This window comes from Bacterioplanoides sp. (assembly GCF_965226395.1).
Taxonomy (GTDB): domain Bacteria; phylum Pseudomonadota; class Gammaproteobacteria; order Pseudomonadales; family Oceanobacteraceae; genus Bacterioplanoides.
Genome location: NZ_OZ245358.1, coordinates 3483687 through 3508843 on the forward strand (window position 1 = coordinate 3483687; position 25157 = coordinate 3508843).

The 25157-nt window shown below is 49.9% G+C and carries 22 protein-coding genes; 6 read left to right on the top strand and 16 right to left on the bottom strand.

The genetic code is table 11. The annotated features are described in order from the left end of the window. Positions 1-298 precede the first annotated feature (298 nt). The 3 genes from ACO05E_RS15935 to ACO05E_RS15945 form a co-directional block, all read right to left on the bottom strand. A complete protein-coding gene (locus ACO05E_RS15935) occupies positions 299-3091 on the bottom strand; it encodes a bifunctional aconitate hydratase 2/2-methylisocitrate dehydratase (RefSeq protein WP_419810476.1) in 2793 nt (930 codons plus the stop codon). A 259-nt stretch (positions 3092-3350) separates the two neighbouring features. Continuing rightward, the gene (locus ACO05E_RS15940; protein WP_419810477.1) at positions 3351-4193 is read right to left on the bottom strand and encodes a hypothetical protein; all 843 of its coding nucleotides are present in this window, start codon (positions 4191-4193) and stop codon (positions 3351-3353) included. Between the two features lie 38 nt (positions 4194-4231). Next, positions 4232-5149, bottom strand: coding sequence for a hypothetical protein (locus ACO05E_RS15945; protein WP_419810478.1), 918 nt, complete (start codon positions 5147-5149; stop codon positions 4232-4234). Between the two features lie 252 nt (positions 5150-5401). On the opposite strand from ACO05E_RS15945, the gene ACO05E_RS15950 reads away from it, so the two are divergent. Continuing rightward, a complete protein-coding gene (locus ACO05E_RS15950; protein WP_419810479.1) occupies positions 5402-7600 on the top strand; it encodes a molybdopterin-dependent oxidoreductase in 2199 nt (732 codons plus the stop codon). 70 nt (positions 7601-7670) lie between these two features. Here the strand turns inward: ACO05E_RS15950 and ACO05E_RS15955 are convergent, their stop codons facing one another. The 6 genes from ACO05E_RS15955 to rsxA are packed head-to-tail and all read right to left on the bottom strand — an operon-like array spanning position 7671 to position 14161. Further along, entirely contained in the window at positions 7671-8384 is a 714-nt protein-coding gene (locus ACO05E_RS15955; RefSeq protein WP_419810480.1) for an electron transport complex subunit E, read from the bottom strand. Then, positions 8384-9091 carry an electron transport complex subunit RsxG gene (gene rsxG / locus ACO05E_RS15960; protein ID WP_419810481.1) on the bottom strand — a complete coding sequence of 236 codons (708 nt, stop codon included), beginning with the start codon at positions 9089-9091 and terminating at the stop codon, positions 8384-8386. Before rsxG ends, ACO05E_RS15955 begins: the two co-directional genes overlap by 1 nt. Before the next feature lie 12 nt (positions 9092-9103). Further along, positions 9104-10150: an electron transport complex subunit RsxD gene (rsxD, locus tag ACO05E_RS15965; protein ID WP_419810482.1), complete on the bottom strand. Its 1047-nt coding sequence runs from the start codon at positions 10148-10150 to the stop codon at positions 9104-9106. Next, the gene (rsxC, locus tag ACO05E_RS15970; RefSeq protein ID WP_419810483.1) at positions 10150-12903 is read right to left on the bottom strand and encodes an electron transport complex subunit RsxC; all 2754 of its coding nucleotides are present in this window, start codon (positions 12901-12903) and stop codon (positions 10150-10152) included. Before rsxC ends, rsxD begins: the two co-directional genes overlap by 1 nt. Continuing rightward, a complete protein-coding gene (gene rsxB, locus ACO05E_RS15975; protein WP_419810484.1) occupies positions 12900-13553 on the bottom strand; it encodes an electron transport complex subunit RsxB in 654 nt (217 codons plus the stop codon). Before rsxB ends, rsxC begins: the two co-directional genes overlap by 4 nt. Positions 13554-13579: 26 nt before the next feature. Continuing rightward, on the bottom strand, positions 13580-14161 hold the full coding sequence (gene rsxA, locus ACO05E_RS15980) for an electron transport complex subunit RsxA (RefSeq protein ID WP_255860601.1): 582 nt from the start codon (positions 14159-14161) through the stop codon (positions 13580-13582). 302 nt (positions 14162-14463) lie between these two features. On the opposite strand from rsxA, the gene apbC reads away from it, so the two are divergent. Beyond that, entirely contained in the window at positions 14464-15558 is a 1095-nt protein-coding gene (apbC, locus tag ACO05E_RS15985; RefSeq protein ID WP_419810485.1) for an iron-sulfur cluster carrier protein ApbC, read from the top strand. 196 nt (positions 15559-15754) lie between these two features. Then, positions 15755-17815 (top strand): FAD-dependent oxidoreductase, encoded by a 2061-nt coding sequence (locus tag ACO05E_RS15990; protein WP_419810486.1) that lies wholly within the window; start codon positions 15755-15757, stop codon positions 17813-17815. Positions 17816-17942: 127 nt separating this feature from the next. Here the strand turns inward: ACO05E_RS15990 and ACO05E_RS15995 are convergent, their stop codons facing one another. The 4 genes from ACO05E_RS15995 to ACO05E_RS16010 form a co-directional block, all read right to left on the bottom strand. Beyond that, a complete protein-coding gene (locus ACO05E_RS15995) occupies positions 17943-19532 on the bottom strand; it encodes an ATP-binding protein (RefSeq protein ID WP_419810487.1) in 1590 nt (529 codons plus the stop codon). Positions 19533-19666: 134 nt separating this feature from the next. After that, entirely contained in the window at positions 19667-20353 is a 687-nt protein-coding gene (locus ACO05E_RS16000; protein WP_419810488.1) for a TIGR01621 family pseudouridine synthase, read from the bottom strand. A gap of 10 nt (positions 20354-20363) precedes the next feature. Then, positions 20364-20507 carry a cell developmental protein SirA gene (locus ACO05E_RS16005; RefSeq protein WP_419810489.1) on the bottom strand — a complete coding sequence of 48 codons (144 nt, stop codon included), beginning with the start codon at positions 20505-20507 and terminating at the stop codon, positions 20364-20366. 13 nt (positions 20508-20520) lie between these two features. Next, positions 20521-21096: an outer membrane beta-barrel protein gene (locus tag ACO05E_RS16010; RefSeq protein WP_419810490.1), complete on the bottom strand. Its 576-nt coding sequence runs from the start codon at positions 21094-21096 to the stop codon at positions 20521-20523. Positions 21097-21238: 142 nt separating this feature from the next. Here ACO05E_RS16010 and ACO05E_RS16015 point away from each other — a divergent pair, with 142 nt between their 5' ends. Together ACO05E_RS16015 and ACO05E_RS16020 are read left to right on the top strand one after the other, a co-directional pair. Next, positions 21239-21679, top strand: a complete 441-nt coding sequence (locus ACO05E_RS16015) for a hypothetical protein (protein ID WP_419810491.1) — start codon at positions 21239-21241, stop codon at positions 21677-21679. A gap of 26 nt (positions 21680-21705) precedes the next feature. Then, positions 21706-21960, top strand: coding sequence for a YkgJ family cysteine cluster protein (locus ACO05E_RS16020; protein ID WP_419810492.1), 255 nt, complete (start codon positions 21706-21708; stop codon positions 21958-21960). 25 nt (positions 21961-21985) lie between these two features. On the opposite strand, the gene ACO05E_RS16025 is transcribed toward ACO05E_RS16020, so the two are convergent. Next, positions 21986-23596: a methyl-accepting chemotaxis protein gene (locus ACO05E_RS16025; RefSeq protein ID WP_419810493.1), complete on the bottom strand. Its 1611-nt coding sequence runs from the start codon at positions 23594-23596 to the stop codon at positions 21986-21988. A 116-nt stretch (positions 23597-23712) separates the two neighbouring features. Here ACO05E_RS16025 and ACO05E_RS16030 point away from each other — a divergent pair, with 116 nt between their 5' ends. Next, on the top strand, positions 23713-24024 hold the full coding sequence (locus ACO05E_RS16030; RefSeq protein WP_419810494.1) for an NGG1p interacting factor NIF3: 312 nt from the start codon (positions 23713-23715) through the stop codon (positions 24022-24024). A 63-nt stretch (positions 24025-24087) separates the two neighbouring features. Here the strand turns inward: ACO05E_RS16030 and ACO05E_RS16035 are convergent, their stop codons facing one another. After that, positions 24088-24690: an NUDIX hydrolase gene (locus ACO05E_RS16035; RefSeq protein ID WP_419810495.1), complete on the bottom strand. Its 603-nt coding sequence runs from the start codon at positions 24688-24690 to the stop codon at positions 24088-24090. A gap of 85 nt (positions 24691-24775) precedes the next feature. Then, entirely contained in the window at positions 24776-25141 is a 366-nt protein-coding gene (locus tag ACO05E_RS16040) for a DUF3135 domain-containing protein (protein WP_419810496.1), read from the bottom strand. Between the last annotated feature and the right edge of the window lie 16 nt (positions 25142-25157).

Here is a 25157-nt window from a genome sequence, read left to right on the forward strand (position 1 = left end):
CTCTTGTCTTTCTGTTGTTTTGATCTTCTAAAATATTACCCCATAAAAAAACCGGCTCCTCTTTCGAGTGCCGGTTTTTTTATTCGATCAGGTTTTGTTTTCAGTAGAAGCCGATCAGTTCAGTGAGCTACATAAGCTGATTTTGAAACCCGCCTAAATCCACTCTGTCGTCATTGATCTTTTGTGCGTCTGAACACGTTCTTTCCAGAACCTCAAAACCCAACCGTTATATCTGAGCTTAGCCCACTTTCTGCTGTTTGCAGTAAACGGCAGAAAGCGGGCTAGTCACCTCTAAAGCTTAAACAGCTTTCAGAGGGATCGCTGGACGAGCCAGATCTTCAGATGGTGGAGCGAAAGAAGTCAGGTTGATACCTTCAACTGCTGCTTTGTACTCTTCCAGAGTCGGGAAGCGACCCAGAATAGCAGACAGAACAACCATTGGCGTAGAGCCTAACAGAGACTCACCTTTCTTCTCAGCGCTGTCTTCTACAACACGGCCCTGGAACAGACGGGTAGAAGTAGCCAGTACGGTGTCACCGGCTTCTGCTTTTTCCTGGTTACCCATACACAGGTTACATCCAGGACGCTCTAAGTACAGGATGTTTTCGTAAGCAGTACGTGCTGCTTCTTTCGGGTTTTCATCGTCGAAAGTGAAGCCAGCGTATTTAGACAGGATGTCCCAGTCGCCTTCCGCTTTCAGTTCGTCAACGATGTTGTACGTTGGTGGCGCAACAACCAGTGGTGCGTTGAACGTGATAGGACCGTTCTTCTCCAGGTTACGCAGCATCGCAGCGATGATTTGCATGTCACCTTTGTGAACCATACAAGAACCCACGAAGCCCAGGTCAACTTTACGGCCATCGTAGTAAGAAGTCGGACGGATCACATCGTGAGTGTAACGCTTAGATACGTCTTCGTTGTTTACGTCTGGGTCAGCAATCATTGGCTCGTCGATTGCGTCCAGGTCAACAACCAGCTCAGCGTAGTACTTAGCGTTGTCGTCTGGAGCCAGAGCAGGTGCTTCGCCAGATTTAACTTCAGCGATACGCTTGTCAGCCAGGTCGATCAGACCTTGCAGCATACCCGCTTCGTTTTCCATACCTTTGTTGATCATGATCTGGATACGAGACTTAGCCAGTTCCAGAGATTGGATCAGAGTTTCATCGGTAGAAATACAGATAGAAGCTTTCGCTTTCATTTCTGCAGTCCAGTCGGTGAAGGTGAAGGCTTGGTCAGCCAGCAGCGTACCGATTTGTACTTCGATCACGCGGCCTTGGAAGACGTTTTCGCCAGAGAACTTCTTCAGCATCTGCGCTTGGGTCGCGTGTACGATGTCACGGAAGTCCATGTGCGGCTTCATGTTGCCTTTGAAGGTTACCTTCACAGACTCTGGGATTGGCATTGCTGCTTCACCAGTCGCAAGTGCGATTGCAACCGTACCGGAGTCAGCACCGAACGCTACGCCTTTAGACATACGGGTGTGAGAATCACCACCGATGATGATCGCACGATCGTCAACAGTAATGTCGTTCAGTACTTTGTGGATTACGTCGGTCATGGAGTGGTAAACGCCTTTCGGGTCACGTGCAGTGATTACACCGAATGCGTTCATGAACGCCATCAGCTTAGGCGTGTTTGCCTTCGCTTTGTTATCCCATACAGAGGCAGTGTGACAGCCAGACTGGAATGCACCATCAACGTCAGTAGAGATGGTAGAAGCAGCCATCGCTTCCAGTTCCTGACAAGTCATTGGGCCAGTGGTGTCCTGAGAACCAACGATGTTCACTTTAACGCGAACGTCAGAACCGGTGTGCAGTGGCGTCTTAGAAGTAACACCAACAGCGTTGCGGTTGAAGATCTTTTCAACAGCAGTCAGGCCCTGGCCTTCGTGAGAGATTTCTTTAGAAGCAGCGTAAACAACGGGTGCTTCAACGCCCAGAGTTTCAGCAGCGAAAGTTTGGATCTTCTTACCGAACGTTACTGCGTAAGAACCGCCAGCTTTCATGAATTCCACTTTTTGTGGAGTGAAAGCGTCCGCTACGTCAGACAGTACATTGCCTTCGCTGTCGAGCAGTTTCTTAGCTTTAGTGTCGATGGTCAGAACGGTACCAGTAGCAACAGAGTAGGCTTCTTCCAGTACTGGGTCACCGTTTGCGTCACGTACGATTTCGCCGTTAGCGTCGGTTTTCTTAACCCAGTTTTTCAGGTCAAGACCGATACCGCCGGTAACACCAACAGTGGTCAGGAAGATAGGTGCGATACCGTTAGTACCAGCAACTACCGGACGGTTGTTGATGAAAGGAATGTATGGAGAAGTCTTCTCACCAGCCCACAGTGCAACGTTGTTAACACCAGACATACGGGAAGAACCAACACCCATGGTGCCTTTCTCAGCGATCAGCATTACTTTAGCGTCTGGGTTGTCTTCACCCATCTTCTTAATTTCTTGCTGTGCTTCTGGAGTGATCATGCACTGGCCGTGCAGTTCACGGTCGGCACGTGAGTGAGACTGGTTGCCTGGAGACAGTAAGTCAGTAGAGATATCACCTTCAGCAGCGATGTAGGTGATTACTTTAATTTGCTCTGGGATATCGTCCAGCTTGGTGAAGAACTCAGCTTTTGAGTAGCTTTCCAGGATGTCTTTAGCAATGGCGTTGCCCGCTTTGAAAGCATCCGCTAAGCGAGTGGTGTCTGCGTCGTACAGGAATACCTGAGACTTCAGAACTTCACCAGCCGCCGCGTTGCTAGCGTCGTCAGACAGAGCGATGTCCAGCAGAGCTTCAACAGAAGGGCCGCCTTTCATGTGAGACAGTTGCTCCAGAGCGAACTCGGCGCTGATTTCAGCAACGGTTTCTGCGCCGGTAACGATGTCTTTCAGGAACTTAGCTTTAACGCCCGCCGCAGGAGTGGTACCTGGCAGAGTGTTGTAGATGAAGAAGTTCAGAGAAGCTTCGCGCTCTGCATTGCCGGTATCTTTGATCTGGGCAATGATTTCAGACAGCAGTTCAGCACTGTCGATTGGTTTTGGGTTTAGGCCAAGCTCGCTTTTACGCGTCTCGATCTCTTGTAGGTATTCTGAATACAAGCTCATACGAACCTCTCATTCCTCATCTTATTGGTATCTGTCCGGCAGCAGTCAGACGCTCTGTGCCATGACGGATCGTTAACATTCACACGGAATTACAGCGCGAAAGTATAGGCCATAGTGCGTTTAGGGTTAAGAAGGTCGTTGGTCGAATAGTTCATAAAGTGTTCTTATTCGCCTTATGTTCATTATAAATCGTGTGAATGTACTGCGGTTGTTGCATAGTTGATCGTTATGTAATTGAGAATTGATTTCATTTCCGATGCTAAAACGACGTGCCAAGGCCGATAAAAAACAGGCTTCTGCGTGTTTTGCTGCTGGGCTCCGCGATGGTGAAGATTTGTGAGCCATTACTGAAATTTTTGCCCGAACCGCGGCTGATACGCCATTGGCGATACTCCAGGCCAAGGGAGAAGGTGGTTGAATCCAGCAATCGTGCCTGATAACTCACGGCACCGGTCCAGCCTCTGCCATTGCTGAGGTCCAGCTCGACGTCACCCAGGTTTAACACATCCAGATTTGCGGTGATCTTACCGTTACGTGTCCAGAACGTACCCACGCGCCATTGCAATTCATGGGCTGGAGCTGACGTTGCTAATGGGGTTGATGGCACTAATGCATAGCGCCCCGCGACACCGGTTTCAATCGTCAGCCAGCGATACCGCTCCAGCAACTCAACGGTATTGGCAGTTGCCTGAATATGCCTGCGCCAATGATTCCTCTGGAGTCTGACATAGCCATCCAAACCGCTATCAAACAAGGATCTCTGGGCGTTCAGCGCCAGCGAGAAAAAACGCTGCTCGGTATGGCTGTTAAGCCCAGCACCGGTTTGGGTTGAGCCATCGTAGCTGGTATCACCGGAGAAATACTCAATGATGGCCGATACTCGCCAGGGCGTAGACACTGCGCTGGCTTCAAATGTAAGCCCCGGAACCCAGCCTTTTTCTTCGTTCAGTGTGTCACCGGCGCTGTCGAATTCTTTGTAATCAAAATACAACGCACCTGGCTTGATATCGGTCTCAAGTGTGGGAGATGCCAGTAGTGGTGTTGTGCTGCACACAAGAATCAGTAGTAGCGGTATCTTCATCGGATAAAAGAAGGCAGGCAAGGCGTCTGCCTTACCTGCTGGAGTTGTAAAAACTCTGATCAGAAGCTCCCTGACGCTGAGCCGGTATTCCAGGTACCGGATACCGTGCAATTACTGCTGAAGGTAATTGAACCTGAAGAGCCATTGCTGCTGGTAAACGCAATTGTACCGCCATCGGGTGATGTGCCACAGCTGCCATAGGTTAATCCGCTGACGTTAATCGACACGGTGCCATACGTTGCGTGGCTGAACGACGCTGTGCCGTTGAACCCGCTCGACGTATTGCCACTGATTGAGTAGTCGCTGATCTGATGAGTGCCGCCACTGCTGCTGACGAAGGTGGAGCTTTGTGTGCAAGTGCTGCTGACAGAGGCATTGGTGCAACTGAAGGTGTAATTGAGTGTTTGTGAACCGAATCCTAATCCGGATACGGTGACATTCTGGTAAGAGATTGAGAAGGCCGAGCTTGGGTTGGAGACATCGCTGTCTTCAGTGATCACAGTGCCATCAATCGTGAATGTGGTATTGCCGGAATTAAACACGCAGTTGTCGTAAACAATCGTAGAATCCAGTCGTCCGCTACCGTTTTGGCCGGGCCCTGAAAAGGTCACATTGGCTGACCCCCCGCCAGTGCAAACACCAGAAGAAACATCGACTCCGCTGGGTAGGGTACTTAGTTGGGCGCTTTCAATCACGGTGCGATGAACGGGCTCCAAATCGACTTCCTGAACCTCGACAGCGGTTGGTAATGATGATGTGCCTGCTGCTTGTCGAACCGCTTCACCCGAGGTTTCACCAATACTCTGGGCATTAGATTCATCAATTTGTGCCGGTGCAGTATTACCGGTAAAGCTGATGCCAGAGCCGTTTGAGGGGCCTCCATCACCACCTCCGCCGCCGCTGCCACCACAGGCGACGATTAACAGAGAGCTGGCAGCACAGATAAACAGTTGTCGGAATTGATCGGTGGATTTCATGAGTCCTCTCCTTTGTTCCACATTTGCGATCTATTCTCTGGTACTGCACAGCTCCAAAGATGGCTAACGGTTAAATAAGATACGCCAATGTAATCGGGCTTCAAGGGCTAGGCTGCTGCTCAGTACTATATAACTACTAAATTGGATAGCCGCTAAATTGGCGCAAATGCATGGTAAAAAGCCGCTTGTGACTCGTATATAGTGGTCACACTGATTATAAAAACAAACATACCGTGAAAAGGGCTTGTGACGATGAAAGCAACTCAGCAACGTATTCATAAACGCACCTGTTGTTTGTGTGAAGCCACTTGTGGCATTGAGATCACTCTTGAAGAAACTCAGCACGGGTTATCGCCACACGAGCAGATTGTTTCCATCAAGGGCGACAAAGACGATCCTTTCAGCCGGGGTTATATCTGCCCCAAAGCAACGGCGTTGCAGGATCTGCACAATGACCCGGATCGCTTAACCAAACCGGTTAAAAAACTGGCCGACGGTAGCTGGCAAGAGATCAGCTGGAAGCAGGCGATTGCAGAAGCCACCGCTGGCCTGAAAAAAGCGCAGCAACAATATGGCAAAAATGCGGTGGGCAGTTACCTCGGCAATCCCAATGTCCACAATTACGGTAATTTATTAACCAGCCCGATGTTGCTGCGGGCCATTGGCTCGCGCAATAAGTTTTCCGCTACCTCGGTGGATCAGTTACCACATCATGTCGCCAGTTATTTTATGCTCGGCCATCAACTACTCACGCCAATACCGGATATTGATCGCACCGACTTTATGCTGGTGATTGGTGGCAACCCGGTAGCGTCGAATGGCTCAATGATGACGGTGCCGGATATTAAAAATCGGTTAAAAGCGATTGATGAGCGCGGTGGCAAAGTGGTGCTGGTTGACCCAAGACGCAATGAAACCGCTAAATTCAGCCATGAACACGTCTTTATCCGCCCGGGACAAGACGTATTGATGCTGTTATCCCTGTTATATATTTTCACCCATGAAAGTGAACTGCCGACCTTGCCCGACTATGTTGTTGGCTCCGATTTAAAAACATTAAGTGCGGATTTCTCGCCAGAAATAACGGCCGCTAAAACCGGTGTTCCTGCTCAGCAATTACGTTCGATTGCGGCGCAGTGGCTGACGGCAAAATCAGCCGTTTGTTATGGCCGTATGGGAGTATCCGTGCAGCAATATGGTGGCTTATGTCAGTGGCTGATTAATTTGCTGAATATTGTGTCGGGGAATTTTGACCGCCCGGGTGGGGTGATGTTTACCCAGCCTGCGATTGATTTGCCGGCTGTGCTGGCCGCACGGGGCAGTCGTGGGCATTACGACCTGTATCGTTCGCGGGTGCGCGATTTCCCTGAGTTTGGCGGTGAATTCCCGGTTGCTTTATTGGCGGAAGAAATTCTGACACCAGCCAACCCAGAAAAGAATGAAACAGCGATCAAGGCCATGTTGGTCATCGCCGGTAACCCGGCGTTATCAACGCCTAATAGCACTCAGCTAAACAAGGCATTTGAATCGCTCGATTTTATGGTGTGTGTTGATAATGTCATTAATGCAACCACACGCCATGCGGATATTATTTTGCCGCCGGTCAGTCATTTGCAGCGTGATCATTACGACCTGATATTTAATAATTTCTCGGTGCGCAATGTGGCGAAATATTCTGAGCCATTATTTAAACCCTCCGCCGAAGAAAAAGAAGACTGGCAAATTATTTTATCGTTGGCCGAAGGCTTAAATGCTGGCCCGGTAAAAAAACGACTCACCAACTGGCTCACTTACCAAGGCATACGCTGGTTAAAGCCTAAAGGTTTACTGAATAAAATGCTCAAGGCTGGAAAATCGGGCCTGGATTTACCCGCGCTGCAAAAACAACCTCAGGGCATTGATTTGGGGGCGCTGCAGCCGACCATGCCGCAGCGCTTGTTCCATAAAGATAAAAAGCTGCAATTAACCCCGGATATTTTTGCTAATGAATTACAGCGGGTTAAAGCGGATTTGTTAGCTGATTCAGATGCCGGACTGTTGCTGATTGGTCGCCGTCATATTCGCTCCAATAACTCCTGGATGCACAATAGTCAGCGATTAATTAAAGGAGCCGATCGTTGTACCTTAATGCTGAGCGAAACAGACGCCGAACAGTATGGAATCACCAACGGTGAGGCTGTGGTTGTGCAGTCGCGTACCGGTTCATTAATTGTTGATGCTGAAATTACCGATGAATTAATGCCGGGTGTTGTCAGCCTGCCGCATGGCTATGGTCATAATTTATCCGGTGTACAAATGCAGAATGCGCTGCAAAAGCCCGGTGTTAATGCCAATGAGCTGACGGATGATTTACTGATTGATGAGCTCACCGGCAATACAGCTCTGAATGGAGTGCCGATCACCATCAAAAAGGTGCAAGGTGAGGCGATGGTTCTAAAAGACGTCAGCTGATTCTAAATCGTACACGCATAAAAAAACCGATCGGATGATCGGTTTTTTTATGCGTATTAACCAGTAAAGATTAACTGATTTTACCCGTCACACGAGCACGCTTGCTGCCAACTTCAATCGGATCTTTTTGGGCTTCGGCGGCCTGTTTAATCTGATCATCAATGATGTTTTTAATGGCAATAATTAAACCCATCGCCACAAACGCACCGGGCGGTAAAATTGCAAATAAGAAATCCGGATAATCTTTTACCAGCTCAATTTTCCAGCTGGCAGCAGCCGGGCCGAATAACAACTGCATATCTGAGAAGATCACGCCCTGGCCCAGCACTTCACGCATAGCGCCTAATAACACCAGTACCACGGTAAAGCCCAGTGCCATCATGATGCCATCAACGACGGAAGGTAAAATCGGGTTTTTACAGGCAAAAGCATCAGCACGACCAAGAATCGCGCAGTTGGTGACGATAAGTGGAATAAAAATCCCCAGCACCTGATACAGCTCATAAGTAAAAGCCTGCATCACTAATTCAGCCACGGTAACAAATGAGGCAATAATCATCACAAAAGCCGGTAAGCGCACCGCTTCAGACACATGATTACGAATCAGAGAGACTGACAGGTTCGAGCCCACCAATACCATCATGGTTGCCAGCCCAAGGCCTAAGGCGTTAACTACCGAACCCGTCACCGCCAGTAGCGGGCATAAACCCAGTAACTGAACCAGTGCCGGGTTGTTATTCCATAAGCCGTCGAGGCTGATGTCGCGCATGGATTTAGTCGCCATCAGTTGATCTCCTCGGTTGTTTTACTTGGCGTGGTTTTATCAAGCGTTGTTGTATTGGCAGTTGGCTCCACCAGGCGGGTATTTAAAATCTGTTCTTTGTGAATATCAAAAAACTTGAGGGTGCGTTTTACCGCACGAACGACAGCGCGTGGGGTAATGGTTGCCCCGGTAAACTGATCAAAGTCACCGCCGTCTTTCTTAACATTCCAACCCGATTCATCCGGATTAAACAGAGATTTACCATCAAAACCTAATACCCAGTCGGATTTTTTCAGATCGACTTTGTCTCCCAATCCAGGGGTTTCTTTGTGCTCAATTACCCGTACACCCGCTAAGGTGCCATCGGCTTTAACACCAACAATCATGGAAATATTGGTGGTATAACCATCGGGAGCAATGGCAGGAATAATAGCGGTATGCACAACCCCGGCGGTACGAGCCAGATGAATCTGAGCCTTAGCGGGCAGAGGGCCCAATAACTGCTGATTAAAATCGCCATTAATGGTGAGCGTATCTTCCAGCAGGTTATTGTCATACTGATCCTGCGGCACAATATCATTCAGCGCCCGAGCTTCAGCCTGGCGGATATTGTGCTCAATACGTTCTTTGGTGCCCACTTGAGCAATCGCAATAGCACCGGCCGTAACCATGGCAAATAAACCGAGGCCAATGGCGTTATTACGGATGGAAAGCAATAATTCATTCATCGTCCGCTCTCCTTAATTATTTTTGCTGGCCAGGCCGCGCTTGGCTTTTTTATGGCCGTAAGTGCGTGGTTGGCTGTAAGCGTCGATAAAGGGCGCGGCAAAATTCATCAGAATCACCGCAAAAGCCACGGCATCCGGGTAAGCGCCCCAGGTACGAATGATATACAGCAAGATGCCAATGCCGGCGCCGTAAATCAGTTTGCCACGTGGGGTGGTGGATGCTGAAACCGGATCGGTAGCGATAAAGAATGCGCCCAGCATGGTGGCACCACTTAGCAGATGCAGCGACACCGGTGTATACATATCTTCATCCCAGCCGAGCAATAATGAGCATAACGACAGTGCCAGCAGCATAGCCACTGGAATGTGCCAGCTGATGATTTTACGCCAGATCAGGAATAAGCCGCCTAACAGATACGCCAGATTGACCCATTCCCAGCCGCCATTCAGCCAGCCGTTAAAGGTACTTTGCTGTAATACAACATCAGAAGTTTGTTTATCAATCAGATGTTTGTAGGCATCGAGCGGTGTTGCGCCGGTAAAGGCATCAGCAGGCGTGGAGGTGAAAATAGCCGCCAGTGTGCTGCCGATATCGGCGAAGCCAGTACCGGTAACTTGTGAAGATAATGCCCAGTTAGTGGTCATCTGTACCGGGAAAGATACCAGCACCAGCGCATAACCCACCATGGCCGGGTTAAATGGGTTGTTACCCAGGCCGCCATACAGTTGTTTGGCAAATACAATGGCAAAACTGCTGGCAATCACCGTCACCCACCAGGGAGCAAACGGGGGAAGGGCGAGGCCCAGTAACACACCAGTCAGTAACGCCGTATTGTCTTGCAGAAAAAAGCCGATAGGGCGCTTACGGATTTTCAGAATAATGGCTTCACTGGCAATGGCGGCCAGTGAGGCCAAAACTACATTGATCAGTGTGCCAAAGCCAAACAGCCCTGTGGTAACGGCTAAACCCGGCAGAGTTGCCAGAATCACTGTCAACATCACCTTGTTGGTGCTGTTAGGGCCGTGGGTATGGGGTGACGACAGCGTCAGCAAAGCCATCAGGCTTCTCCTTTTGAGTCGGTCTCTGAGTTGGTTTTTGAGCCAGAGAGCGCATTAAGCTCTGCCTCAAGGCCAGCCAGTTTATCGGTTTGTTTATCGAGTGCTTTTTGCAGTGCATCAACCGTTTCAAGGTTTTGTTCTTGAGCCATGCTCAGGCGCTCTTGCGACTTTTCAACACGATCTTTCTGCGCCCGTATTTTCTTTTCCAACGCTTCTTGCTGTTCGCTGTTTACTTCACTTGCACTGTCGCTGGCAATGGCAGTTTCTGCAGCGATAGCCGTGTTCGAATCACCGCCGTTCTGAGCTGCCCCCAGCTGCGCTTTCACCTCGTCGACTTTTGCTTGCTGACGTTCAATACCGGCTTTAAGTTTCTCAACCGTATCCAGCCCTTCAGCTTCGGCCTGTTTTAAACGATCAATAGCAGTATCCAATCGCGCCTGCAGGGTATCCAGTTTGCGTTGTAAACGCTCTGGCGTATTCGGGTCGCCTTTATCTGAGGCAACATGGTCAGAAGCAACGTGTTCTGCAGCAGGCGCTGCATTTTCTGCCGCTTTTTGCGCCTTTTTCTCAACCGCAATCTGCTTGGCCAGATCTTTGATTTTGTCCTGAGTTTTTGCCAATGCGGCTTCAAACGCAGGGACTTTGTCAGCCTTTTCCGGATCTTCTTTGGCGGCGGCAATCTTTTCTTCGGTCTTGGTTTTTGCTGTTTGTGCGGCACTCAGCTGCTTTTGCAGTTTCTCTAACTGCTCCGGGTTAAATGCCGGAGCTGCTGTTGCAGTAGTGGATGAACTGTCACCTGCAGACAAGCTGGTATCGTAAGCGGCTTTGGCTTCATCGACCCGAACCTGTTGTTTGGCAATGCCTTCTTCTAAGGCTGCGACCGTATCCAGGCCTTGCTCTTTGGCATCCGCCAGACGTTTTTGTGCGGTTTCCAGACGAGCCAGAGCGGTTTCCCACTTCTTCTTCAGTCGCTCCGGAGAATTTGGATCGCCTTTATCGGTATCTGTAGCAGCTGGTGCTGCTTTAGCCGCTTTTTTCGCCTCGGCAATCTGCTTTGCCAAATCTTTAATTTTGCTCTGGGTTTTTTCTAATGCGGCTTCAAAGGCCTGGATTTTCTCAGCCTGAGCGGCATCTTCGCGTGCCGCATCCAGTTTTTCCTGGGTCTTCTTCAGAGCCGATTGGGCGCCGTCTAATTGCTTCTGCAGTTTTTCCAGCTCAGCAGATGAGGCGGCAGGAGCGGTATTGCCAGCAGCCGGAGCCGCTTTTTTCGCACTTTGTGATTTACTGGCGGCTTCCGCGCGGGCTTTACGCTTGGCTTCTTTTTCTGCTTTTTCACGTTCTTGACGAGCAACGCGATTTTCAAATCGTTCTTTGGCTTTTTCGGCTTTGGCTTGTGCCGCACGCTCTTCGCGGACCGCACCTTTGGCATAGCGGTAATATTGCACCAATGGGATATGGCTTGGGCACACGTATGAACATGCGCCACACTCGATGCAGTCAAACAGGTTATGTTGTTCGGCTTTATCAAATTCCTGCGCCTTGCTGAACCAGTACAACTGCTGCGGCAATAATTCAGCCGGGCAGGCGTCAGCACACATGCCACAACGAATGCACGCCATGGCAATATCGTTGCCGGGTAATTCTTTATCCGTGGGCGCTAACAGGCAGTTGGTGGTTTTCACCACTGGTAGCTCCAGTGATGGCAGTGAGAAGCCCATCATCGGGCCACCCATAATGACCCGCTCGTGTTTTTGCGGACGATAACCCGCCAGCTCAAGCAGGAAATTAACCGGGGTGCCGAATAACACTTCCCAGTTGCCCGGTTGCTGATTGGCATCGCCGGTCAGTGTGGTTACACGGCTGATCAGTGGGGTGCCATCAAACACCGCCTGAGAAATGGCGGCAGCGGTTCCGACATTCTGACACACGATGCCAAGATCCGCTGGAATGCCACCGGCCGGTACTTCTTCGCCGGTCAGAATCTGAATCAGCTGTTTTTCACCACCGGAAGGGTATTTGGTTGGGATCGCCACCACATCAATATGATGTTCTTCGTGTAAATCGACCAGTGCTGCGTTGAGTGCTGCAATCGCTTCGGGTTTGTTGTCTTCCACGCCAATCATGCAACGCTTGGCATCAAGGATATGCAACAGAATCTGAGCACCGGAGATCACTTCACGGGCGCGCTCACGCATCAGCATGTCGTCAGCGGTGATGTAGGGTTCACATTCTGCGCCGTTAAGAATCAGGGTGTTGATGTCGCGCTTGCCGGTATGCAGTTTTACGGCGGTTGGGAAGCCTGCGCCGCCCATGCCGGCAATGCCACAATCACTGATGTGTTGGGTCAGATCCGCCGGGCTGATATCCGCCAGATCCTGAGTAGTAAATTTATCAAACGCGCTGCGGCGTTCGCACCAGTCATCTTTGCCATCGGTTTCGAGCACGATGCAGAGTTCTTCTAACCCGGACGCATGGGGCACCTGGCGCGGTTCAATGGCTTTAATCATACCCGATGTTGGCGCGTGCAGAGGCACACTGACAAAGCCATTGGCTTCGGCCAGCATCTGGCCTTTTAATACGCTATCGCCGACCTTCACTAAAGGCTCAGCGGCGGCCCCGATATGCTGGTGTAAGGGCAATACCAGTTCTGCCGGGATAGGCGCTTGTTGAATTGGGGTCTGGGTAGATTGTGTTTTGTTTTCGGCCGGGTGAATGCCACCGTCAAAATCATACAGACGAATCAGGTTGGTCATGCGGCGCCTCGCTCATTGTCGTCGTTGGCGGGTTCAGCCTGTTGATTCACGTCGTTGGCGATAGCAGGGTTTTTATCAGTAGCAATCAATTCCACTCCAGAGGTTGGCGCTTGCCAGTACCAGCTGTTTTTATCGGTGCTGACCGGCACCATATCAATACAATCGACCGGGCACGGCTCAACGCAGAGGTCGCAGCCGGTACATTCATCCGAAATTACGGTGTGCATTTGTTTGGCCGCACCCAGAATGGCGTCCACCGGACACGCCTGAATGCACTTAGTGCAACCAATACATTCATCTTCACGAATCACGGCAACGCTGGGTACGTCTTTTTCGGCGCCGTGCTCGGCATCTAAGGGCTCGGGCTCAACGCCCAGCAGATCGGCCAGAGCCTGAATGGTACTTTCGCCACCAGGAGGGCACTTGTTGATTTTGTCGCCGTTGGCAATCGCTTCGGCGTACGGTTTACAACCGGGATAGGAGCACTGACCACACTGAGTTTGCGGCAGCAGGGCATTGATCTGATCAACAATGGGATTGCCTTCAACCTTAAAACGTACGGCGGCAAAGCCCAGTACACCACCAAAAAAAGCGGCCAGAATAACCAGAACAATAATGGCAATAACGATAGCGATAACAGCGGTCGACATAGATTTTCCTCAGATGCTCCCGTAACTTAAATGCTGACCAGGCCGGTAAAGCCCAGAAACGCGAGAGACATTAAACCTGCGGTAATCATGGCAATGGCTGAGCCCTGAAATGGTTTGGGTACATCCGCCACCGCAATGCGTTCACGCATGGCAGCAAACAGTACCATCACCAGGGAGAAGCCTACGGCCGCGCCAAATCCGTAAAGAATGGATTCAACAAAGCCGTTATCACGTTTGATGTTTAACAGAGCAACACCTAACACCGCGCAGTTGGTGGTAATCAGGGGCAGGAATATACCTAAAACGCGGTATAACAGTGGACTGGTTTTCCGAATAGCCATTTCGGTAAAACCAACAACTACGGCAATCACCATAATAAAGCTGATGGTTTTCAGGTAGGCCAGATCAAATGGCAACAGAATGTAGGTGTAAACCAGATAGCTGCAAACCGACGCCAGTGTCAGCACGAAGGTGGTGGCTGCACCCATGCCAATGGCGGTTTCCAGTTTGTTGGATACACCCATAAAAGGGCACAAGCCAAGGAACTGTACCAGAACAAAGTTGTTCACCAGAATGGTGCTTACCAGAATCAGCAGATAATCGGTCATCATTGTGCTCTATAAAGGCGCTGTACTTTTTAGAATCCGCAGCGGGTAATCCACGCTGTCAGTGTAATCACGGTTTCAAAATCGGGCGCGCATTATCCCAAACTTTCGATATTTCATACAAGAAGGACTTTGCCGATTTTAATCACAAAATAAAATAAGCTTAGCGGCGGACATAGCTATTTCTATCCAATAACCACAATTCCGATAACGACAAAACGAATACCCACAAAGTCTGGCGGTGGTAATTATTGAGTGAACACGTAAAATTTCGCCAAATTGTGAAATAGCTGTGGAATCTGATTGTGACAGAACTCACCCGCGCTCTGGTCGAGCAGGCGCTGAAATCCTATACCGACCCTTATCTTGATGCTGATCTTGTGACAGCCGGTGCTATTACCAACATCGCTATTGATGGTGCCAATGTGGTGGTCGACATCTTTTTTGAATACCCGTCGGAGTACCTGAAAGACGGTATTGCGCAGATGTTGGTAATCGCTCTTGAGAATCTGGATGAATGCCAATCGGCCAAAGTGAATGTGTCCTGGCAGGTGGCCGATAACCCGGCAACTAAGGCCATTGAAGCGATTGCTCAGGTCAAAAATGTGGTGGCCGTAGCTTCCGGTAAAGGTGGGGTAGGTAAGTCCACCACTTCGGTTAATCTGGCGTTGGCGCTAGCCAAAGACGGTGCCAAAGTGGGTCTGCTGGATGCCGATATCTATGGCCCGAGTCAGGGCATCATGCTGGGAGTTGAAGACGGTACTCGTCCAAAAACCGTTGATGAGAAATGGTTTGTGCCGGTAGAAGCCCATGGCATCAAAACCATGTCGATGGCCTATCTGGTCACCGAATCAACACCTATGGTATGGCGCGGGCCTATGGTTGCTGGTGCATTACAGCAGATTATGACGCAAACCCAATGGGGCGAGCTGGATTATCTGATTATTGATATGCCACCGGGTACCGGTGATATTCAGCTGACGCTGAGTCAGAAATTCCCGGTGACGGGCTCCGTTATCGTGACTACGCCGCAGGATATTGCTCTGGCGGATGCCAAAAAAGGCGTGGAAATGTTCCGTAAAGTGAATATTCCGGTGCTGGGTATGATCGAAAATATGAGCATGCATATTTGCTCAAACTGTGGTCATGCCGAACATATCTTTGGTGAAGACGGCGCTGAACGCCTGGCCGAAACCTATCAGACTGAGGTATTAGGTTCACTGCCGCTGTCTAAGTACATTCGTGAGCAAAGTGATGCTGGCTTGCCAGTGGTCGCAGCCGATGACTGTTCTGAAGTCAGCATGATGTATCGTCATGCCGCGCGTCGTCTGGCGGTTGAACTGGCTAAACGGGCACAATCGTCAGCGGTTATGCCGAGTATTCAGATCTCTGACGACTAATTACCTGCTACAGCTGCTTAACGTTTGTTAGCAGGCCTGAGAAAAAGCCCAATGGTGCAAGCTATTGGGCTTTTTTGTGTCAAGATGAATAAAATGATCATAATTATGCTAACTAAGATCATTTACCCGAATGTGAATCCGTTTACACTGACACCTACATAATGAATAACACTAGCTGTTTGAGAGCAGATTAACGATGAGTCACTATCCACATACTTTTGAACCACTGGATCTGGGTTTCACTACATTAAAGAACCGCGTGATGATGGGTTCTATGCACGTTGGTCTGGAAGATCGTCCATGGCACTTTGATGAAATGGCTGAATATTTTGCCGAGCGTGCCCGGGGTGGTGCCGGTTTGATGGTAACCGGTGGTTTTTCACCCAATCGCCGTGGTGACTTGCTGCCATTCGGCTCCAAGCTGATTTCCGGCTGGCAGGTGCCTTTCCATAAGAAGGTGACCACTGCCGTTCATGAAGCAGCCTCAGACAGTAAAATTCTGCTGCAAATCCTGCATGCCGGTCGTTACGGTTATACGCCGTTTAACGTCGCACCGTCGGCGGTTAAGTCGCCGATTACCCCGTTTAAGCCGAAAGAGCTGAGCGCCAAGCAAATTGAAAAAACCATCGACGATTACGTGCGTTGCGCCAAATTAGCGCAAAAAGCCAACTACGATGGCATCGAGATTATGGGCTCGGAAGGTTACTTTATTTGTCAGATGCTGAATAAGCGCGTTAACAAGCGCAGCGACGAATGGGGTGGTTCTTATGAAAACCGTATGCGCTTCCCGCTGGAAGTGGTACGTCGTATTCGAGCGGCAGTGGGTGAAAAATTCATCTTAATGTTCCGTTTGTCGATGCTGGATCTGGTGGAAGACGGTTCTGAGATGGACGAAGTAATCCAGCTGGCTCAGGAACTGGAAAAAGCCGGTGTGACCATTATTAACACGGGTATTGGCTGGCACGAAGCGCGTGTTCCAACCATCGTAACCTCGGTACCGCGTGCGGCGTTTGTTGATGTAACGGCCAAGGTCAAAGCAGCAGTGAATGTGCCGGTTGTCGCTTCAAACCGTATTAATATGCCGGACACGGCGGAAGATATTATTTCCAACGGCAAAGCCGACATGATCTCCATGGCTCGTCCATTCCTGGCCGATGCTGAGTGGGCTAATAAAGCCGAGCAAGGCCGCGCTGATGAGATTAACACCTGTATCGCCTGTAACCAGGCTTGTCTGGATCATACCTTCCAGATGAAGCGTGCCAGTTGTCTGGTGAATCCACGTGCCGGGCACGAAACCAAGCTGATCTATAAAACTGTGTCCCAGCCGAAAAAAGTGGCTGTCGTTGGTGCGGGCCCGGCAGGGCTGGCGTGTGCCAATGTGGCGGCGCAGCGTGGCCACAAGGTGACCTTGTTTGAAGCGCGTGAGCATATTGGTGGTCAGTTTAACTACGCGGCCCGTATCCCGGGTAAAGAAGAATTCCACGAGACCATTCGTTATTTCCATAAAATGATGGAAGTGCATAACGTTGACCTGCGCCTGAATACCTGGGTGGACGCAGAACAATTGAAAGCCGAAGGTTTTGATGAAGTTGTGATTGCGTCCGGAGTTGAGCCGCGTGTACCGAATATGCCGGGTGCTGATCACCCGAAAGTGGTGACCTATCAGCAGGTGCTGGATCAGCAAATGGAGCTAGGCAAAAAAGTCGCCGTGATGGGTGCCGGTGGTATTGGTTTCGATATGTGTGAATACCTGACTCACGAAGGCCCGTCTTTAACACTGGATAAAGACGCCTGGATGAAAGAGTGGGGCGTGGACGGTCAGAACGAAATCCGTGGTGGCCTGAAACCGCAGGAAGTCGAAGAATCACCACGTAAGGTCTATATGCTGCAGCGTAAGGCGTCGTCTTTCGGTAAGGGTCTGAACAAAACCTCAGGTTGGGTTCACCGCGCTGTGGTTGCCATGAAGGGTGTTGAAACCATTGGTGGTGTGAGCTACGACAAAGTTGATGATGAGGGCCTACACGTGACCATCACCACTGGTAAAGAAGGCAACGAAGTGAAAGAAAGCCGCGTGCTGGATGTTGATCACGTGGTGCTGTGTGCCGGTCAGGTATCCGTTAACAAACTGCATCAGCAGCTGGAGCAGGATGAAAGCAAAAACTTCAACCTGCATCTGGTTGGTGGTGCTGAGTTTGCCGGTGAGTTGGATGCGAAACGTGCGATTCGTTTAGCCAGTGAACTGGCGTCGCAGTTGTAGTTCTGTCTGGACTACTACAACGCAACTACTACCTCTAACGACTACAACAAAAATTAAAAAAGCTCTGATACATGTGTGTCAGAGCTTTTTTATTTTAAGGTCGATTTAATCCGAAGGCTGATTAAATTTAGCTGTCACTGACGTCCAGTTTTTTCGGGATAATTAAGCGGAAGCAGGCACCCTCGCAGCCACAATCTTTCTCAATGGTGATGTCGCCCTGCAAACGCTGGTTAACGATGTTGTACACCAGGTGCATGCCTAACCCCGTTCCTCCCTGGCCCCGTTTAGTGGTGTAAAACGGATCAAAAATTTTCTGTTTGGCTTCTTCGTTTAAACCTTTGCCATCATCGGAATAACGAATCACAGCATTGCCTTTTTCTTCAGCAATCAGAATATTGATATTGCCTTGTTCTTTATTTTCAAAACCGTGAATCAGTGAGTTCATCAACAGGTTGGTCATGACCTGTGAGATGGCGCCCGGGTAGGTGCTCATGCGCATATGTTCAGAGCAATCAATATGCACCTGATGTCGGGTTTTTTTGAACTTTGGTGACAGGGTTTCAAGAATTTCATTGAGGTAGTCTTTAACGGAAAAATCACGAATATGTTCTCCGGTCTGGTCTTCCGATACCTGTTTAAAGCTTTTGATCAGGTGCGCGGCACGTTGCAGGTTTTTATCCATAATGCCCAGGCTTTCATCCATGATGGCAACAAAGTCTGAAAAATCCTGTTTCGTGATCTGGCCGGAATCAAAGCCTGATTTTAATTGCTGATAATGATCGTCAATGTAGGAGTGGATGGTGATGCACAGGCCCAGCGGAGTATTAATTTCGTGTGAAATACCCGCCACCATACCACCCAGTGCCGATAATTTTTCCGCTTCAATTAATTTGCCCTGAGTTTTATTTAACGCTTTCAGGGCATGGTTTAATTCATCAATGGTGGTTTGCAGGCTTTGTGTGCGCTCTTCAACCCGGTCTTCCAGTTCTGAGTTAACCTGTTTCAGTTGCTGCTGTGCCCGGGTTTTTTGCTTCAGCTCATTGTTCATTTTTTCACTGAGCGTATTAAAAGCATGAATCAGAATGTCAATTTCATCGTGGACGGCTGACTCGGGAATGGAGAGTGCTTCGGAACTGTTGCTGTCGATCCGTTCGTTCACCTCCAGTGCCATGTCACGAATACGGGAGGTAATTAAACGATGTACCACAAAGACCAGTAACGATGTCAGCAGCAGCAGGCTGGCCAGCTGAGCAATGATCATCATAATCGCGGTTTGTGAGGCTTCGGTTAATACCGCCTGGCGGTCAAAGGCAACCTGAAGGTTGCCAAGGGGTTTGTTTTTATAAACCAGCTCAATGGTTTTAATGTCCTGATGGTGAGGACGGGTGCCGGTTTCAATATCCAGATTGAGGTTGTCGGTTACCCGGACGTAACTGATGTCCTCAAGATTCATAATGCCTTTAACCTGAGTGTGAATCTGAGTTTCATCGTAAAACCACAGGCTTGAGCCAAGCGATTCGGTGTAACCGGCTTCGATATAATCCAACCGTGACTGAAAGGCTTCAGTCTGGCGATGGTAATTCCAGGTGGCGAGCACCATACCGACAATCACCGACAAGGTAATGGAGGATAAGGCAAAATACAGGATGATGCGCCAGACCAGAGAATGCTGTTTTTTGACTGCTTCCGGCGGAAGGCGAAGTTTGCTGTCTGGCATAACGTCCTTAACGGCTCAGGTTTAATCAGGTTGATGAGTAAAGTTGTCTTGGCACTTTATCAGTCTAGCTTAATTCAGCCAATGTGGAGCCGATGAGGAGTGTTTTGCCCGCCTGGTGTTAGCAAACTGAGCTATTACTGGTCTGAAAATAAATAATCCGCCTGTTGCCATGGGGCAGGCAATGCCCCCCAGCTGCTTTCTGGCGGTGCAATCAAGCTGATGGTGTCGCCATTAATTTCGCAAAAGCGCAGCGCATACGAGTGCAGGTAGGCCCTGTCGGCGGCTTGGCCGCCATAACGCTGATCACCGTCGATCGGAGCCGAGAGGCTTTTCATTGCCACTCTGAGTTGATGGGTTTTGCCGGTTTTCGGCGCTAATAAAAACTGTCGCTGTTGCCGTGTTGCATCAAAGTGGCTGATAAAATGTGTGATGGCCGGGTTTTCCTGAGTACGCATCAGCTTCCAGCTGCCATTACGGCTTTTGCTCATATCACCTTTGATCCAGCCCTGTTTTTTCTTCGGCTTCATATGGCTGATGGCAAGATAACGTTTTTGAATGCGTCGGCTGGAGAACTGCTCAGAAAAAAACGCAGCACTGTGCTCACTGGTGGCCAGTAATAAAATACCGGACGTGACCTTGTCTAAACGGTGTACCGGCCAGAGTCGTTGTTGCAGTTGCTCGCTCAGCTGCACGACCAGTCCGGCTTCGTTATTGTCACTGTGAAAGCTGATGCCAGCGGGTTTATTGATAACCACACAACTGTCGGACTGATATAGCAGTTTGAAGCGGGGGCCTTCTGGCTGTTGAGATATGTCTTGCATGCAGGTGGTGTTATTCTTCAGTCAGTTCCAGTAAGCGACGTACCAGTGCTTCAAACAGCTGTGCCTGTTCGTTGTTGCTATCGGCCGTCAGGCTGTACATTAAGCGTTCGATTTCAGCGCGCGACATATAACGCACGGCAACAGAGGTTGTCATAAATTCTCCGGTTTCAGAAACGGTAGCTGATTAACAGATTGCTGACGTAAGCATTTGGCTCTTTGTCAGATCCTGTGCGCTTGTTTTCGCTGTAATAGTCGGCGTTGTCACGTAAAGAAGCTGATAAATCCAGCGTGATGGCCTGATACTGATAACCGACGCCAATATGCCAGCCCCAGCCATTAAAAATACGGTGATCACTGTTGCCAGCGCGGTCGACTTTGATTTTTTCCCGGTGCCAGCCCGGGCCGGTATAAGCACGAAAACCGGGCTGTGACAGGCCGATGCCGATCATCATCTGGGTTTCAAAGCCGGATAGCTGCGTATCTTCAGTCCGGGTTCGGTACAGCATAAAACGAGATGCGAGGTAATCTGACTGTGGCATCTCGGCAAACAGAGAAACGCCATAGTCATCATTTTTCGGCAGGTAATCCGCGGCTGGATCGATATGAGCCGAGAACAAACCGGCGCCTACGCGAAAGTTAGTTGGCTGGCGAGAGTTGGTTGGTTCTTCGGCCATCAGTGTTGAGGCAGACAGCACACTGGCTAAGGTTGCAGATTTTAATAAGGCAATGAACAACGGCTTCATAAACGATTCCCCAAATGTGGCTGGCAAGGCTATCTCAGCCGACCTTGCTATACAACTTCTAATAAAAATAACGGCCTGATAAAACGATCTGTTTTGTGGCGCAGCTCCTATACTGAAGAGAATATTAAAGCAGGAGTTGTTTATGGTGCGGAGTGTTCTTCCCGGAATCGCTTTTTCCAGAGCCGTTGTTTCCCGAGTCGCTACGGGAGTGTGTTGGTTGATGCTGGTCGCAGCAGGCGCAGGTATTGGTGTTCAGGTGAGTGCCGAGCCGGGTTCGGTTAACCCTGACCTGTCAGCACCAACTCAGGATGCGCGCGATCATTACGGCAGTGGCAAAGTGGAATTTGTTGGTATACAGCTGGAGGATAAGCTGGAAATTCCCGGGCTGAAGAAGTCGCAGCTAGCCGTTGTTGCAGATAAATATCCGGTCAGAGCCCTGAATCATCGCTGGAAAACCTACACCAATATCGAAAAGCAGCCACAAGAATATCGACGCCTGCATCGTTATGCGGTGAGGTATAATCTGATGATGTGGAAGCTGGAAAACAGTCCGACTTCTGATCGGTTTAAATACCGTTATTGATGTGTTTGGGAATGCCGGGGAGGTGAATGTTGGAGTGTCGTTTGGGGTGTGGAGCCTGCTGTATTGCGCCGTCTATTTCAACCCCCATTCCGGGGATGCCTCAGGGTAAGCCAGCGGGAGAGCGTTGTATTCAGCTGGACGACAAGAACCTGTGTCGGATTTTTGGTCAGCCAGACCGCCCGGCGGTTTGTCTGAATTTTAAAGCGGATGCGGATATCTGTGGTGAGCATAATCAGACGGCGTTGGATAATCTGATTAAGCTGGAGACGCTGACGTCCTGATCGGAACGCCAGCGGTTAAAACCGGTTACAGCTTAAATTGCTTCACCAATCGGGTCAGGTTGTTGGCCAGTGATACCAGATTCGAAGAGACCTGGGTGGTTTCTTCAGCGCTGTTGACCGTATTGCGGGAATGTTCGCCGATGGTATTAATGCTACGGGTGACATCGTCACCAATGCTGACCTGCTGTTGCATCTGGCTCAGGGTTTCGGCATTTAACTGCGTCATTTGATCCACATGCTGGGTCATACGATGCAGTGCAGAGGCCGCTTCTCGTACCTGTTCCAGTCCTTCAGTGGCGGTATCCTGAGCGGTTTGCATTGAGCTGACGGCTTTATCAGCCTCCTGCTGCAATTGCTCAATCATGGTCTCAATTTCCTGAGCGGATTCGTGAGTGCGCTGGGACAGGGTGCGCACTTCATCGGCAACCACTGCAAAGCCACGACCACTTTCTCCGGCCCGAGCCGCTTCAATGGCAGCATTTAATGCCAGCAGATTGGTTTGTTCAGCAATGCCTTTGATTACTTCAAGAACACCACCCACGCTGGCTGTTTTTTCATCCAGCGAGGTAACCACCTCGGACGTTTGCTGCATCGCCTGGTGCATGTTTTCGATGGTTAATGATGCCTGATCGGTTTTACTGACCCCGTCGCTGGCGACGGTTTTGGCTTCAACGGAGGCCTGGCTGCTTTGTTCTGCATTGTGCATCACCTGGCTGATATTACTCTGCAGCGTAGAGATGGATTGCTGAATCTGCTCGGTTTCGACATTTTGTTGGTCGGCTGCATTTTTGGAGTGACGCGATGTGGTATCAATGTGCTGTGCCGCACCTTCCAGTTGCTCAACACTTTGCACCACCTGATGCAACGAGTCGGAGAAGCGCTGAGTCATCGAATTTAACGCTTGGGCGGTTTGTCCCAGTTCATCAGAGCTCATGACCTCAACTTGTTGAGTCAGGTCAGAATGCTGTTCCATTGCACTCAGGCCACGGTGGATATGGCGAATCGGACGCAGCATAAATTTGCGCAGCAAGAAAGACAGTACAAACAACGCGGCCAGGCACATGGCGATCTGGATACCGGCCATTTTTAACATGTTGCTCTGAATATTGTTGTCCAGCTCGTCGAGGTTATAGGTAATCCGGATCGCGCCGAGAATATCGCCTTCCTGAGCCTGGTGGCAGGCGAGGCAGTTGGTGCCACGATAATTTTGCTGAGCCACCACTGGGCGCACAAAGGTCAGAGTGTGTCCGTCTTTGCCATAGTGTTCCACAAAGGCGCTTTCACCGTTCATGGCTCGCCGATCAAGCTCATCCTGAGGAGCTTCATGAGGCAGGCCTTCACCATAGAGGGCGTTCACTTTGGCCGAGCGCATCATGCGCGCTTCTGTGATGCTGTTGTCGGAAGTCAGTTTTTCGCGTACTGCTTCGCGGTTGTGCATTGCACCGGAAATCATCAGGATGTTCATGGTATCCAGATACCCCGATGCTTTATCACGCAGCTGTGCGTGAACCATGTCGTGTGCCAGTTCTTCCTCGGAGGAGACAGCAATACTGACAACCACCAGCATCATCACTAAAAAGATGAGGCCAAGGGCCAGGTACACTTTTTTCTGAATAGAAAAGGTTTGCTCAGTCATTGGTGTCTCTTTAAATGCTTGATAAAGGGCTTTTTTAAGCCTAGTCGAAGCAACAAAGAATGCGAAAATAATTTAATTATTGTTATTTTTGTGATTAATCATGCAGGAATATGCTTATGTACAAGTTAGTGTTTTTTGTACCGTCAACCCATTTAAATCCGGTGAAGGCCGCTGTCTTTGCGGCCGGGGCGGGCAAAATTGGCAACTATCAGGAATGTTGCTGGCAAGTGAAAGGAGAGGGGCAGTTTCGCCCGGTAGAGGGGGCGGATCCTTTTGTGGGTAGTACCGGTGTTCTGGAGGTGGTGGAAGAATATCGGGTCGAGCTGGTGTGTGACGATGCTCTGATTCGCACTGCGGTGGCTGCGTTGAAGCAGGCTCATCCGTATGAAGAGCCCGCTTATGACGTTTGGCAGCTGGCGGATTTATGAGCAGGCGATGCGCTTCTTTTATTCTGCTTTTAAACTTTCTGTGTCTTTAGTCTTTCTGCGCCTTTAGCCTTTCTGTACTTTTAGTTTTTCCTCTGCTTCCAGGCGTTGCAATGACTCTGATAGTTCAATGGTGCCGCTCAGGCACTGCTTCAGCTGATTCGGGTTATTCTGATGTTTAAAGAAGTAGCGCAGCGTCCTGGCAACGGTGGCAAAGGCAATGTCATCCCACGGGATATCGTCTTCGGTAAACAGTTGAACGTCCAGGCTCTCTTCACCGGCTGAAAATTCAGCTTCCGTCAGATCGGCCAGATAAAACAGATGAACCTGATCGATATGTGGAATGCTGATCATAGACAGAGGTTGTTGCAATGTCACATCGGCATGCGCCTCTTCCTGAGTCTCCCGTAATGCGGCCTGCTCGGTGCTTTCTCCATTTTCCATAAACCCTGCCGGAAGCGTCCAGTAGCCTTTTCTGGGCTCAATGGCACGTTTGCAGAGCAATACCTGTTTCTGTTGTGGGCCTTCGAATACCGGCAAGGTACCAGCAACAATTTTAGGATTCTGATAGAAAATGGTGTCGCATTGTGGGCAAACATGTCGCAGGCGATTGTCGCCTGCGGGGATGGTTTGAACCAGCGTCGCGGAGCAGTGACTGCAGAATTTCATCGGGAAAGCACGTATCCAGGCTGTCAGAAAAGTCAGTATAAGTGAAACGCCTGCTGGCTGTCACAGTTCAATCATCACGGCTTAATCACATCGCAGCGCGTGTGGCAAAAGGCAGAATCTGAGCCTGGTCCTGATGGCTTTGACTCTGGTGGTTTTGATTCTTGTGGTTTTCACTTGGGAACCTGGGTGAGCGGATGTCCTGATCAACACACTGTCTGAGCTCTGATAAACAATCATGCATCATCTTTGAAATACGAATACAGGATGACATGGGATTAGAAGCAATCCGGCGCTCAGCGTCGACCTGAAACTGTATGCCACGCAGGCGCCGTTGATAGTCTTGTGGTGCGGAGCTGATCAGATTCTCAATTAATTGCTGGCGTAGCTGCTCCAGCTGTTCCGGGTGATGTTGAGCCAGTCTCAGCATGTCATCAAAAGAAGGTAGATTCATTCCGTGCTCCTGCCTG

Excerpts from the sequence above, each read along its gene's own strand:
- ACO05E_RS15935 (WP_419810476.1), bottom strand. The coding sequence starts at position 3,091 with ATGAGCTTGTATTCAGAATACCTACAAGAGATCGAGACGCGTAAAAGC.
- ACO05E_RS15945 (WP_419810478.1), bottom strand. The coding sequence starts at position 5,149 with ATGAAATCCACCGATCAATTCCGACAACTGTTTATCTGTGCTGCCAGC.
- ACO05E_RS15950 (WP_419810479.1), top strand. The coding sequence starts at position 5,402 with ATGAAAGCAACTCAGCAACGTATTCATAAACGCACCTGTTGTTTGTGT.
- ACO05E_RS15955 (WP_419810480.1), bottom strand. The coding sequence starts at position 8,384 with ATGGCGACTAAATCCATGCGCGACATCAGCCTCGACGGCTTATGGAAT.
- rsxG (WP_419810481.1), bottom strand. The coding sequence starts at position 9,091 with ATGAATGAATTATTGCTTTCCATCCGTAATAACGCCATTGGCCTCGGT.
- rsxD (WP_419810482.1), bottom strand. The coding sequence starts at position 10,150 with ATGGCTTTGCTGACGCTGTCGTCACCCCATACCCACGGCCCTAACAGC.
- rsxC (WP_419810483.1), bottom strand. The coding sequence starts at position 12,903 with ATGACCAACCTGATTCGTCTGTATGATTTTGACGGTGGCATTCACCCG.
- rsxB (WP_419810484.1), bottom strand. The coding sequence starts at position 13,553 with ATGTCGACCGCTGTTATCGCTATCGTTATTGCCATTATTGTTCTGGTT.
- rsxA (WP_255860601.1), bottom strand. The coding sequence starts at position 14,161 with ATGACCGATTATCTGCTGATTCTGGTAAGCACCATTCTGGTGAACAAC.
- ACO05E_RS15990 (WP_419810486.1), top strand. The coding sequence starts at position 15,755 with ATGAGTCACTATCCACATACTTTTGAACCACTGGATCTGGGTTTCACT.
- ACO05E_RS15995 (WP_419810487.1), bottom strand. The coding sequence starts at position 19,532 with ATGCCAGACAGCAAACTTCGCCTTCCGCCGGAAGCAGTCAAAAAACAG.
- ACO05E_RS16000 (WP_419810488.1), bottom strand. The coding sequence starts at position 20,353 with ATGCAAGACATATCTCAACAGCCAGAAGGCCCCCGCTTCAAACTGCTA.
- ACO05E_RS16005 (WP_419810489.1), bottom strand. The coding sequence starts at position 20,507 with ATGACAACCTCTGTTGCCGTGCGTTATATGTCGCGCGCTGAAATCGAA.
- ACO05E_RS16010 (WP_419810490.1), bottom strand. The coding sequence starts at position 21,096 with ATGAAGCCGTTGTTCATTGCCTTATTAAAATCTGCAACCTTAGCCAGT.
- ACO05E_RS16015 (WP_419810491.1), top strand. The coding sequence starts at position 21,239 with ATGGTGCGGAGTGTTCTTCCCGGAATCGCTTTTTCCAGAGCCGTTGTT.
- ACO05E_RS16020 (WP_419810492.1), top strand. The coding sequence starts at position 21,706 with ATGTTGGAGTGTCGTTTGGGGTGTGGAGCCTGCTGTATTGCGCCGTCT.
- ACO05E_RS16025 (WP_419810493.1), bottom strand. The coding sequence starts at position 23,596 with ATGACTGAGCAAACCTTTTCTATTCAGAAAAAAGTGTACCTGGCCCTT.
- ACO05E_RS16030 (WP_419810494.1), top strand. The coding sequence starts at position 23,713 with ATGTACAAGTTAGTGTTTTTTGTACCGTCAACCCATTTAAATCCGGTG.
- ACO05E_RS16035 (WP_419810495.1), bottom strand. The coding sequence starts at position 24,690 with ATGAAATTCTGCAGTCACTGCTCCGCGACGCTGGTTCAAACCATCCCC.
- ACO05E_RS16040 (WP_419810496.1), bottom strand. The coding sequence starts at position 25,141 with ATGAATCTACCTTCTTTTGATGACATGCTGAGACTGGCTCAACATCAC.